12 protein-coding genes are annotated in these 13,050 nt (G+C 33.5%); 10 read left to right on the forward strand and 2 right to left on the reverse strand.

Annotation, left to right across the window (positions count from 1 at the left end):
* The first annotated feature begins 166 nt into the window (after positions 1-166).
* Together gyrA and ACQY29_RS12270 are read left to right on the forward strand one after the other, a co-directional pair.
* On the forward strand, positions 167-2,722 hold the full coding sequence (gene gyrA, locus ACQY29_RS12265; RefSeq protein WP_428225471.1) for a DNA gyrase subunit A: 2,556 nt from the start codon (positions 167-169) through the stop codon (positions 2,720-2,722).
* A gap of 15 nt (positions 2,723-2,737) precedes the next feature.
* Entirely contained in the window at positions 2,738-4,015 is a 1,278-nt protein-coding gene (locus ACQY29_RS12270) for a tetratricopeptide repeat protein (RefSeq protein WP_428225472.1), read from the forward strand.
* Positions 4,016-4,075: 60 nt separating this feature from the next.
* On the opposite strand, the gene ACQY29_RS12275 is transcribed toward ACQY29_RS12270, so the two are convergent.
* On the reverse strand, positions 4,076-4,639 hold the full coding sequence (locus ACQY29_RS12275) for a 1-acyl-sn-glycerol-3-phosphate acyltransferase (RefSeq protein ID WP_428225473.1): 564 nt from the start codon (positions 4,637-4,639) through the stop codon (positions 4,076-4,078).
* Between the two features lie 89 nt (positions 4,640-4,728).
* Here ACQY29_RS12275 and ACQY29_RS12280 point away from each other — a divergent pair, with 89 nt between their 5' ends.
* From ACQY29_RS12280 to ACQY29_RS12305, 6 genes are all read left to right on the forward strand, one after another.
* Positions 4,729-5,394, forward strand: coding sequence for a spermidine synthase (locus ACQY29_RS12280; protein WP_428225474.1), 666 nt, complete (start codon positions 4,729-4,731; stop codon positions 5,392-5,394).
* Positions 5,385-6,104 carry a potassium channel family protein gene (locus tag ACQY29_RS12285; RefSeq protein WP_428225475.1) on the forward strand — a complete coding sequence of 240 codons (720 nt, stop codon included), beginning with the start codon at positions 5,385-5,387 and terminating at the stop codon, positions 6,102-6,104. The genes ACQY29_RS12280 and ACQY29_RS12285 overlap by 10 nt, the downstream gene beginning before the upstream one ends.
* A gap of 121 nt (positions 6,105-6,225) precedes the next feature.
* Entirely contained in the window at positions 6,226-7,908 is a 1,683-nt protein-coding gene (locus ACQY29_RS12290) for an OstA-like protein (RefSeq protein WP_428225476.1), read from the forward strand.
* Between the two features lie 107 nt (positions 7,909-8,015).
* Positions 8,016-8,564, forward strand: a complete 549-nt coding sequence (locus ACQY29_RS12295; protein WP_428225477.1) for a hypothetical protein — start codon at positions 8,016-8,018, stop codon at positions 8,562-8,564.
* Between the two features lie 5 nt (positions 8,565-8,569).
* Entirely contained in the window at positions 8,570-9,757 is a 1,188-nt protein-coding gene (locus ACQY29_RS12300) for an aspartate aminotransferase family protein (RefSeq protein ID WP_428225478.1), read from the forward strand.
* 159 nt (positions 9,758-9,916) lie between these two features.
* Positions 9,917-11,311, forward strand: coding sequence for a tetratricopeptide repeat protein (locus ACQY29_RS12305; RefSeq protein WP_428225479.1), 1,395 nt, complete (start codon positions 9,917-9,919; stop codon positions 11,309-11,311).
* A gap of 118 nt (positions 11,312-11,429) precedes the next feature.
* Here ACQY29_RS12305 and ACQY29_RS12310 read toward each other — a convergent pair whose 3' ends face one another.
* Complete coding sequence (locus tag ACQY29_RS12310; protein ID WP_428225480.1) at positions 11,430-11,984, reverse strand: GNAT family N-acetyltransferase; 555 nt, start codon at positions 11,982-11,984, stop codon at positions 11,430-11,432.
* A gap of 70 nt (positions 11,985-12,054) precedes the next feature.
* Here ACQY29_RS12310 and ACQY29_RS12315 point away from each other — a divergent pair, with 70 nt between their 5' ends.
* A complete protein-coding gene (locus ACQY29_RS12315; protein WP_428225481.1) occupies positions 12,055-12,336 on the forward strand; it encodes a hypothetical protein in 282 nt (93 codons plus the stop codon).
* 179 nt (positions 12,337-12,515) lie between these two features.
* Positions 12,516-13,031 carry a hypothetical protein gene (locus ACQY29_RS12320; RefSeq protein ID WP_428225482.1) on the forward strand — a complete coding sequence of 172 codons (516 nt, stop codon included), beginning with the start codon at positions 12,516-12,518 and terminating at the stop codon, positions 13,029-13,031.
* The last annotated feature ends 19 nt before the right edge of the window (positions 13,032-13,050 follow it).

A 13,050-nucleotide genomic window follows, 5' to 3' on the forward strand; every position in this document is an offset into this window, starting at 1 on the left:
ATATTTTCAAAAGAACAATTTTAAAAAAAGGTATTTATTAACGAAATCACTAAGGTGAGTTGTTAATAAATAAATGAAAATGCTAGAGGTACGGTATAGCTATCAATTCAGAAATCCGTATATTAGCGCGTTTATAATAAAATTTGATTAATTAAGATAAATACTTATGTCTGAGGGAGAAAAGTTAATTCCTATTAACATTGAGGACGAAATGAAATCAGCTTACATCGATTATTCGATGTCAGTAATTGTTTCTCGTGCCTTACCGGATGTTAGAGATGGATTAAAACCGGTACACCGTCGTGTGTTATTCGGGATGCATGAATTAGGAGTTTTTTCAAATAGACCACATAAAAAATCAGCAAGGATTGTGGGGGAAGTACTTGGTAAGTATCACCCGCATGGTGACTCCTCTGTATATGATGCCATGGTACGTATGGCGCAGGAATGGAGTTTGCGTTATTTGATGGTTGATGGTCAAGGTAACTTTGGTTCTGTGGATGGCGATAGCCCTGCAGCGATGCGTTATACTGAGGCACGTATGAAAAAGTTCTCAGAGGAAATGTTAGCGGATATTGAAAAAGAAACCGTTGATTTTCAATTAAACTTTGACGACACTTTAGAAGAACCTAAGGTAATGCCAACAAAAGTGCCTAACTTATTGGTAAATGGTGCTTCAGGTATTGCTGTAGGTATGGCTACTAATATGGCACCTCACAATTTATCTGAAGTTGTAGACGGTACTTTAGCGTATATAGATAATAACGATATTGAAATTGACGAATTAGCCAATTATATCAAAGCACCAGATTTCCCAACGGGCGGTGTGATTTATGGTATGGACGGTGTTCGCGAAGCTTACAAAACAGGTCGTGGCCGTGTGGTTATGCGCGCTCGTGTTGGTTTTGAAGAAGTAGATGGTCGTGAAGCAATTATTGTAACCGAAATTCCTTACCAAGTGAATAAAGCCGAAATGATTAAGAAAACGGCTGACATGGTAAACGAAAAGAAAATCGAAGGCATTTCTACTATCCGTGATGAATCGGATAGAAATGGTATGCGTATCGTATATATCTTAAAACGCGATGCGGTTCCTAATGTGGTAATGAATACCTTATATAAGTATACACAGCTACAATCGTCATTCAGTGTTAACAATATTGCATTAGTAAATGGTCGTCCGCAATTATTGAATCTAAAAGAATTGATTCATTATTTTGTGGAGCACCGTCATGATGTAGTGACACGTCGTGCTCAATACGAATTGCGTAAAGCAGAAGAACGCGCACACATTTTAGAAGGTTTAATCATTGCCTCAGATAATATTGACGAAGTAATTGCATTAATCCGTTCTTCTAAAGATGGTGAAGAAGCAAGAGCAAAATTAATCGAACGTTTCAACTTGTCAGAGTTACAAGCACGTGCCATTGTTGAAATGCGTTTACGTCAGTTAACGGGACTGGAGCAAGATAAATTAAGAGCAGAGTACGAAGAAATCATGAAGTTAATAGCTGAATTAAAAGCGTTATTAGCAAGTAAAGAACTTCGTATGAACTTAATTAAAGAAGAACTTCTTGAAGTAAGAGAAAAATACGGTGATGCACGTCGTTCTACCATCGAATATTCAGGTGGCGATATGAGCATCGAAGATTTAATTGCCGATGAGCAAGTAGTAATTACGATTTCTCACGCAGGTTATATCAAACGTACACCTTTATCAGAATACAAAACACAAAACAGAGGTGGTGTAGGTCAGAAATCAGCTGGTACTCGTGATCAAGATTTCTTAGAACACATGTTCGTAGCAACCACACACCAATATATGTTATTCTTTACCCAAAAAGGAAAATGTTTTTGGATGCGTGTGTATGAAATTCCTGAAGGAAGCAAAACCGCTAAAGGTCGTGCAATTCAAAACTTGATTAACATCGAGCAAGACGATAAAGTAAAAGCATTCATCTGTACGGATGACTTGAAAAACGAAGAATACATCAATAATCATTATTTGATTATGGTGACTAAAGAAGGTCAAGTTAAGAAAACTGCTTTAGCGTCTTATTCTAAACCACGTGCTAATGGGGTTGCCGCGATTACAATTAAAGATGGCGATGAATTATTAGAAGCAAAATTAACAACTGGCAACAGCCAAGTTTTAGTAGCAACAAAAGGTGGTAAGATTGTTCGTTTTGAAGAAGAAAAAACGCGCCCAATGGGTAGAACTGCTTCTGGAGTTCGTGGAGTAACTTTAGCGGATGAACAAGACGAAGTAATCGGTATGATTGCCATTGATAAAGAACATGTAAATGATTCTCAAATTTTAGTAGTTACTGAAAATGGTTACGGAAAACGTACTAAGTTAGTAGATGATGATGGCGAAGATGTGTATCGTATTACGAACCGTGGTGGTAAAGGGGTTAAAACTCTTAATATTACGGAAAAAACAGGTTCATTAATCGCTATTAACAACGTTACGGATGAAGACGATTTGATGATTATCAACAAGTCTGGTTTAACCATCAGAATGCGTGTTTCTGATCTACGAGTTATGGGTCGTGCTACACAAGGTGTTCGTCTAATTAACATCAAAGGGAAAGATTCAATCGCGGCAGTATGTAAAGTAATGCGTGAAGAAGACGAAGAAATGGATGAAAATTTTGAAGGTTTAAACGAAGATGGAACAGATATTGATACATCATCTACAGAATCTGAAAACCAAGAATAATTTAAAGTAAAGAAAATGAAAATTAAAAATTTAGCAATAGCGACATCTTTATTACTATCAGTTGCTACTTTTGCTCAAAAAGACGAAATAAAAGCAGCTGAAAAAGCGATTAAAGCAGGAAATCCAGCTGAAGCAAAAGCTTCTTTAGAAGCTATGGAATTTAAAGTGGTTAATTTAGAAGATGCTTTAAAAGCGCAATACTATTTTGTATTAGGTAACGCAAACTTAGAATTAGCTAAAAAGAAAACAGAAGAAGGAAAAAACCTTATAGCAGCTGCTAAAGCATATTCTGAATTAAAAGAAATTGAAACACATTCAGGTAAAGCAAAATATAGTTCACAGGCAGAAACTTCTTTAAAAGAAGTAAAAAACCTATTAACTAATGATGCCATTGCTGACAGCAACGAAAAGCGTTTCAAAGAAAGTGCTCAAAAATTATATCAAGTATATAATTTAGACAAAAAAGATACTACTATGTTGTATTATGCAGCGGGAACTGCTATCAATGGTCAAGATTATGATTCTGCCTTAGAGTATTACAAAAAACTGAAAGATTTAAAATATTCAGGGAAGGCTACTTTATACCTAGCAAAAAACAAATCTACAGGTCAAGAAGAAAATTTTGGAAGCGATCTAAAAGGTAGAGATTTCGCCATACAAATTGGAACTCATGACACTCCTAGAATAGAAAAAGTACCATCAAAAAGAGGGGAAATTGCAAAAAATATCTCTTTGATTTTAATTCAAAAAGGAGATGTTGCTGCAGCTAAGAAAGCTGTGTCTGAAGCTCGTATTTCGAACCCAGAGGATACTTCTTTGATTTTGTCTGAAGCGGATTTATATCTACAAACCAAGGATTATGAAATGTACAAAAAATTAGTTAGTGAAGTTTTAGCTAAAGATCCTAATAATGCTGATTTATATTATAATTTAGGGGTTATTTCTGGTCAATCTAGTGATAAGCAAACCAAAATTGATGCTGAAGGGTATTATTTGAAAGCAATTCAAATTGACCCTAAATACAAAAATGCCTATTTAAATCTTGCGGTTTTAAAATTAGATGGTGAGAAAGAATTAGTAGAAAGCATGAATAAACTTGGCAATACTCCTGCTGATTTAAAAAAATTCAACGCACTTAAAGCCAAACAAGCTGAATTATACAAATCTGCTATTCCTCATCTTGAAAAAGCATACGAATTATTAAAAGATACTGACGTTAAAAAAACACTATTAAATATGTATAACGCATTAGACATGACTGCGAAATACAACGAATTAAAAGCTAAAAATTAATTTAGCGAGTTAATAAAACAAAAGAGGCTGTCATGATGACAGCCTCTTTTGTTTTATATTTTATTGCTTAGTATAACTAAATTCGGGCACCTTACCCACTATTCCATCAAAATAATTTTCCAATACTTCAAAATCAGCTTCTTTGTTACCTGAAGGAATTAATTTTGGAAACACGATTACCTGTTTATTTTTCCAATCAAAACCCACCGCAACAATAGGCACATTAGCCTTTTGAGCAATATAATAAAACCCAGTACGCCATTCCGTTACTTTTTTACGTGTCCCTTCTGGGGAAATAGACAATCTAAAAGTATCCTTCTTTGCAAATATTTTAGCTATAGCATCCACTTTATTTTCATTTTTAAAACGATTTAAAGGCTCTCCTCCTACCCATTTAAAGTAATAACCAAATGGAAAAACAAATAATTCTTTTTTTGCTACAAAATTTATATCAATCCCTAAAGCACCACGAGTACATAGCCCAATATAGAAATCATGCCAACTCGTATGCGGTACCACAGGATAAACAGCCTTCTTCAAATGAATCATATTTTCTTCATATTCTCCAACAATCTTCCATCCCATCAATTTAAAAAAAATGAATTTATAAAGTCTTTGTTTCATTACAGTAGATTTAAGTATATTGCAAAAATACTTTAATTTCTATTGATTTACACTTTTTCATTGACTTAAAGTCCTTTATACGACACTTTATGACCATTTTAAAAAAGATAATTAGTTATTTATATCCCCTAAAAGAATTTGAAGCTCCCTCAATTACAAACAAATCCATAGAAGTCAACTGGAATAACGGTAAATTAGTATTAGATTCAAAAAACACTAATTTTTCTTTTGGAAGTTTAGAACGTGTTATGCGATTTGGACTTAAAAAAATTAGTGCATCAAAAATTTCAGAAATGAAAAGCGCTTTAGTACTAGGTGTGGCTGGTGGTAGTGTCATTTCTTTATTGCAAAATGAATTTAGTTTTCAAGGCAATACCACAGGAATAGAAATTGATGAAAAAATGATTTCTATTGCCAATCAATTTTTCCATTTACAGAAACTACCCAAAGTAAACATTATACACAAAGATGCACAGGATTATCTCCTTAGTTGTAAAACCCAATATGATTTGATAATTGTAGATATTTTTGAAGACAATCTGATGCCTGAATTTCTGTTCACGCAAACTTTCATACAACAGTTAAAAACAATTTTAACCCAAAATGGTTTTATTTTATTCAATACCATCGTATCTTTAAATCCTGAAAAAATAAGGAATCAAAACTTTGAAAATATCCTTACAAAAAACTTCAACTTAGTCCAAAAATACTCAAATATTGAAGGTAATAACGAAGTATTTATTATATGTCACTAAAATCGTTTACAAAAAAATTAATTCTCGGCAAACATTACAAAAAAGATCGTCCTAAGCATGGTCCTATACAAAAACGTATTTTAAATATTTACTCCATTTGGAATAACGACCATCAAGATGATAACGGAATCGAAAAAATTGTTCGTCTGCTACTTTCATCATCCCAATTATTATTTCCTGGTATCTATTTAAAACAATTGGCCTATAAAATTGAGCATGAATATGAAGATATTACCATGGATCTATACGTACTCGCTAAAATGATTTTCCCTATTTGTATCCTAATCAATCAGTGGCAAAATAATATCTTTCTAATAGCACTAATGGTTTATTTACTTTTAGAGACTTTCTTTTATATTCCCACACTAATTTTTGCTTCTGATTTAATTGCTAGACCACGTTCATATAAAAGGTCTATGTTGCTACTTTTTTTTAACTACGCTGAAGTAGTATGCGCATTTGCAACCCTTTATGCAATAGGTAATCAGATGAACAAACCTTTCACACATTGGTTTGAACCTATTTATTTTAGTATTATCACATCTAATTCGATAGGATATGGTGATTATCATCCAATAACGCTATTTGGAAAAGTTTTGGTAAGTATTCAATCTATGTTTTTTCTATCTTTTGTGGTTTTATTCTTAAACTTTTTTTCAACTAAAGTAAAAATGAAAGGCTATTTTGACCATGAAAGCAATGAGATTTAAAAAATCATAAGTAACTCGCTACTATAGAAAACTTACTTTTAAGAATACTATTTTTATAATTCTTTCTTAATTCCAATTACCTTTTTCTTATTTTAATTAATTTTGGCAAAAAAATAAAGCCTTGAGAAAATTAATTTTCAAAATACTGACTTTCATTACGATTCTAGGATTTCAAACTTTACAGGCACAAATTACTAGCCCTATGGAAACTGTAACTGTAAACAATGGAAAACAAATCATCATTGAAGGGGCTGATTTCTTAGATAAATCAGAAGCTGAAATCCCTGGAGCTATTGTTTTTACTGGTAATGTACGCATCATTCATCAAGGCGTACGTATGTCATGCAATAAGGCCTACCATTTCCCTAAACAGAACTATGTCAAAGCTTTTGGCAATGTCAATCTTGTTCAAGGAGACACCCTTACCATGTCAAGCCGATATGCCGAATATAACGGTAATACCAAATTTGCATTTGCTACTGGAAACGTAGTCATGCAGGACCCAAAAATGACGGTAACCACAGACACTATTAATTTTGACCGAAATACCCAAGAAGCTTATTACAATACGTATGGTACCATTCGCGATGCAGAAAATACCCTAACAAGCAAATCCGCGCGTTATAAGCTGAATGAGAAAAAATTCGAATTCAGAACTGCGGTAACTGTTAACAATCCCACACATACCATACGCACCAATCATTTGGATTATTATACTAATTCTGGTCATGCTTATGTATTTGGACCTTCCACTATTGCCTCTGCCAATAACACCATACATACGACTAATGGTTTTTACGACACCAAAAAAGATGAAGGCAAACTCCAGCGGGGTTCCAAAATAAAATACCGAGACCGAATCATTGAAGGAGAAGATTTGTACTACGACCGTAAAAACGACTTTGCTCGCGCCAGAAACAACGTAAAAGTGACTGACACCATCAACAAAACGGTGATTCGTGGTCATTATGCCGAAGTGTATAAGAAAAAAGATTCGATGTTTATTACCAAAAAAGCATTGGTTTCTGGTTTATTCGAAAAAGATTCAGTCTGGTTTCATGCCAAAAGAATTATTGTGACGGGAAAAACAAAAAACCGTATCATCAGAGGTTATAACAATGCTCGTTTCTTTAAAAAAGACATGAGTGGTAAATGTGATTCCATTCATTTCAATGAAAAACGTGGGTTGACACAAATGATAGGAAATCCTATTTTTTGGAATGGCAAACGCCAATTAACGGGCGATGTAATGCATATCATCTCCGATACTGTGGCTAAAAAAGTGGATTCATTGAAAGTATTAAACAATGCTTTTATTATTTCGAAAGACACTATAGGTGACGGTTTTAATCAAGTGAAAGGCGTCAATTTATATGGTAAATTCAAAGATAATCGACTCAAAGAAGTAGACTTAATCAAAAATACCGAGGTGATTTACTACATGCGTAACGACAAACAGGAATTGATTGGCATCAACAAAAACGTGAGTAGCAAAATCAACATGCTTATGGGCGAAGGTAACGCGATAGATAGTGTTACGTTCTTTACAAAACCTGACGGTGAAATTTACCCAGAAGATGAATTGCCTGAAAACGCACGTAAACTCCGTGGTTTTGTTTGGCGCGAAGACGAACAAATCTTAAAACTGGAGGATATTTTCCCGAAAGAAGAATTGGAATTAGATACGAAAGCAAAAGCGGAAGTCAAAAAGAAAAACCAAGAACCGAATACGCCCTTAGCACCAAGTAAAGAAACCTTGGAATATGATAAACCGAAGAAGAAAACGAGTGGGAAAAAGAAATAGTGGTCAGTAATCAGTGGTCAGTAGTCAGTCACAGTAATCAGTCACAGTAATCAGTGGTCAGTCCTGGTAAACAGTCGCAGTGGTCAGAATAAGCAAATATAATCTAGATGAAACAGATTCATTTTAAACAAATTATTTTTGTTGCTTTAGGGATTTTTACCCTGTCAAGATATATTCACTTTAGCGATTATTGCGATGGAATGGCTCAAGGACTTTTACAACTCTTATTACTTTTTGCTTTTATCAGTTTTGGAATAATTTTAATAATAACGGATCTTTTTAAATGTTATAAAAAATTAGCTCCCTTTAACTGGTTCACTCCTATCTTTTTAATTAGTATTGTTAGCTATAATGGTTTTCAACTATTTTTCAAAGAAGATAATCAGAAAGATATTTTTCTTTCAGCTGAATCAACTAATGATTACAATAGAATGAAGTTGACATTTTACCGAGATTCTGTTTTTGAAAAAAGGGTGAATTCAATTGAAAACAGCTGTTTTACATTTGGAAAATATTCCATACATCAAAATAAAATAACACTTTTAAAGGATGAATTTGACTCAAAAAAGGATTTTGAAGAAAGTTATATATTAAAAGATTCTCTCTTAATTCCTGCATTTAATGAGTTAAAAGACACCTTGAAAATCATAGATTAAAAAATATGCTTAAAGACTTTTACAAATATCAAGCGCAAACTTCCCCTCACCCACTAGGAATGGAAGTTTCACACGCTATAGGCTCTTATATATACGACACTAACGGAAAGAAATATTTAGACTTTGTGGCAGGGGTTTCAGCCTGTACTTTAGGGCACCAACATCCTCGCGTAAAACAAGCCATAATAGAACAAATGGACCGTTATGCGCACGTAATGGTTTATGGCGAGTATGCCCAAGACCCTGCGGTGGAATTCTGCAAGCTTTTAGCCGAGCATATGCCAGCGCAACTCAACAAAACTTATTTGGTAAATTCTGGCACCGAAGCTACCGAAGGCGCTTTAAAACTAGCACGTCGTGTTACGGGACGTAGCCAACTGATTTCGTGTTTCAATGCGTATCATGGCAATACCATGGGCTCGATGAGTGTGATGGGGTTTGAGGAACGCAAACAAGCTTTTCGCCCATTAATTCCAGATGTTGATTTTATTACCTTCAATAACGAAGCCGATTTAGAAAAAATAACAACCAAAACCGCAGGAATCATTTTAGAAACTATTCAAGGAGGGGCTGGTTTTATTCAACCGCAAAATGACTTTTTAAAGAAGGTACGCCAACGTTGTGATGAAGTGGGTGCTATGCTAATTTTAGACGAAATTCAACCTGGGTTTGGACGTACAGGAAAACTATTTGGATTTATGAACTACGATATTGTTCCTGATATTGTAGTGATGGGTAAAGGTATGGGCGGTGGCATGCCTGTGGGCGCTTTTACCGCTAATGAAAAACACATGGACTTGTTAAGTCATAATCCTAAACTAGGACATATAACCACTTTTGGTGGACACCCAGTAATTGCATCGGCAAGTTTAGCAACCTTAAAAGAATTAGTAGAAACTGATTTAATGCCTCAATGCTTGGAAAAAGAACAATTATTTCGTAAATTGTTAGTACATCCGCTTATTAAAGAGGTGCGCGGTGAAGGATTGATGCTTGCCATAATGACAGAAAGTCCTGAAATAACGAACCAAGTTATTTTTAAATGTCAGGAAAAAGGACTGATTTTATTCTGGTTATTATTTGAAGGAAACGCTATTCGCATCACTCCTCCTCTAACTCTTAACAATGAGGAAATTGAAGAAGGTTGTGGCATTATTATTGAGGCGATGAACGAAATAAGCAACGGTTTATAGTTACAAGTTTATGGTTTGTGGTGCAACTATAAACTACAAACCATAAACTTATAAACAAGGAAAAGTTGTTAATTAAATTGTTCACAACAATTTTACCAAAAACCAATTACAAACCCAAGCTTTACTAATTTTAGTAAGGATATTATAAATAGAACGAGTATGCATTTGAGTCACGATGAAGAAGATTATAACTTATCCTTATCAAAATTTGAATCGATGCTAAAAACCAATAAGGTTTTGTTTTTCGATTCTGAAGAGTTTGAGGATATCATACTCCATTATATGGATATTGGCAAACCTAGTTTGGCTAAAAAAGCCTTAAAATTAGCTTTAGAACAACATCCAAAATCTACTGGATTACGTTTGGTACAAGTAGAAATGCTCATCTTTGAAGACAAATTAGAACAAGCAGAAAAAATGCTTAACGATTTGTATGCCATTGAACCTACCAACGAAGAAATTTTTATTCAAAAAGCCAACATCAGTTCCAAAAGAGACGACCACAAACAAGCCGTTGAATATTTAAAAACGGCACTTAAATACACCGAAGATTATGCCGATGTGCACAACCTTTTGGGAATGGAATACTTGTTTATGGATGATTTAGAAATGGCCAAAAGTCATTTCATCAAATGTTTAAAAGAAGACCCTGAAGAACAATCGGGCTTGTATAATGTAATTTATTGTTTTGAATTTTTAGAACAATATGAAGAAGCCATCGAATTCTTAAATCAATACATCGATGTAAATCCGTATAGCGAAATTGGTTGGCATCAACTAGGGCGTTTAAATTTTACTATAAAACACTATGAAGAGGCTTATCGTGCTTTCGATTATGCTACCGTTATAGACGACCAATTTATGGGGGCATTCATGGAAAAAGCCAAATCGTTAGAACACCTTGGACGCTATGAAGAAGCCATTTGGAATTATGAGGAAACTATCCGTTTGGAGGATCCCACTTCTTATGCCTTATTACGAATAGGAAAATGCTATGAAAAATTAGGAAATGAAGTTGAAGCACTCAAATATTTCAATAAAACAGTGCACGAAGACCCGCTATTAGATAAAGGTTGGGTAGCAATTACCGATTATTATGTACGTCAGAAAAACTATCAAAAAGCGCTGTATTTCATCAACAAAGCCATTGCTATAGATGGTGAAAACATACAATATTGGAAACGTTATGCGACTATAAATAAAGAATTAGAACAATTTGAAGAAGCCGAATACGGCTATCGTAAAGCTGTGGAATTAGGTGATGCCGAATTGGATACCATTTTATTTTGGGCCGATACACAACTTTTCATTGGCGAATATGAAGCGTCCATAGAAACCTTAGTACATGCTATAGTGACTTATGCCGATAATTATGAAATAGAGTACCGTTTGGCTGGCTTGTATTTTACCCTCAATAATATCAAAAAAGGAGCTTACCATTTAAGCCAAGCGCTTAAACATAACTTTGAAAACCGTAGTATTTTAGAAGAATTGTTCCCTGAAGTTTGGGAAATGCAAGAAGTGAAAAATTGTATTGAAAAGCAAGGAAAATAATCATTGACTTCTTTTCGATTCGAATTGATTTTTAAAATTAGTATAGAGGGCGTAAAATAAAAAACTATTTTAAAACAAACTTCAAAATAGGATCATTTCAAAACAGTCAATTAATCAATTATAAATCTTTTTTTAAGAGCGAATAAATTACAGAATCCCAGTATTTACCCTCGAAAAACTCATTTTCTCGAATGTGAGCTTCTTTAACAAAATGATTTTTCTCTAAAACTCTTGCCGATCCCGTATTAGCTGGATCAATTACCGCTTCTAAAGAATGCATTTTCATTTGTTCAAATCCATATTTCACGATCAGTTCAACAGCTTCAGTTGCATACCCTTTACCTTGAGCTTCCGGCAAAAACATATAGCCTATCTCTGATCTTGAATGCGCCCATTGAATGCGATAATGCCCCAAGAAACCTATAAAAACACCACTACTTTTTTCAATAATAGCCCAATTAATCCCTTCGTTTTTTTCAATTTTTTGATTAATGGTATCAATCAATTCCATTGCTTCTACTCTGCTTTTTAATAGCGGTCTAGGTATATATTTCATATTTTCAGGATTACCGCGCAATGCAAATACACCATCAACATCGCTATAATTCATTTGCCGCAATAAAAGACGTGTCGATTCTAAATTCTGAAAAGGTAAAAAAGAAAAGGATTCCATTTTTAATTATGTTTATTTATTTTTTTTTATTAAATTTAGTTTATCTCAAATCTACAAAATATATAGTAATATGGAAGCAAATTTTGAATTAATTGAAAAAGAACAAATAGACACCTTACATTTCCCTGCTAATGATGTTATTGACGAATTAGATCTTAGAATACAAAGAAAAGTTGAATTAGAAAGAGCACAAGCACTAGGTAATTTAGAACATACTAAAATAAAAATATTTTTTGAAGATGATGCCTCTAAAAAAATAGTAGATACTACGATTTGGGGGGTTACCGATGTAGAGATTATTTTAAAAAAAGGGGTAGTTATCCCTATTCATAGGATATATAAAATAGTATAAGTAATTAAATGTTAAAATATAATTTATTTTTTAACTTCTGTTAAACGTTTAGTTAACAGAAGTTTTTGTTTTTATAAATTAACTTTAACCTACAATCATCAATCCAAAAACACTTTTTACTCAGATCAAATTTTCAATTACAAATTGAACAAGATTTTGTTTAACCTAAATTTTAAATTATGAAAAGAGTATTCTTTATTTTAATGTTTGGTGCAGCACTAAACATTAATGCACAAGAGAAAAAAAATCAAGAATTAAAAGCTGACGAGTTGCCAGCAGTAGTTATTAAAAAAGCTGGAGAAGATTTCTCCGTTTATTTACCCGATAGAAATCCAGACAACCGAGTATTACAAATGCAAGAAAAATTTATAGGTTACGATTTAGGTAGTGTAAATGGAGAAGAAGAATATTTGGTTATGTTTGATGCCAAAGACGCTACTTTAGTAGCTACCTATAATGAAAAAGGTAAATTAACTCGAGTTGTAGAAAAATATGAAAATGTACAATTACCTCGACCTGTCATTTACTCTGTTTATAAATCATATCCTGATTGGACCATTATAAAAGATAAATTTCTCTATACACAATCCGATGGAAATGTGGAAAAGAAACAATATAATCTTAAAATTAAAAATGGTGAAAAAACAAAACATATAATAGTTTCGCCTAATGGTGAGATGTTAGCTGGACTATAATAATAACTTAACTAGACAA

Origin of the sequence: Flavobacterium sp., assembly GCF_965262375.1 — a bacterium.
Lineage (GTDB): Bacteria > Bacteroidota > Bacteroidia > Flavobacteriales > Flavobacteriaceae > Flavobacterium.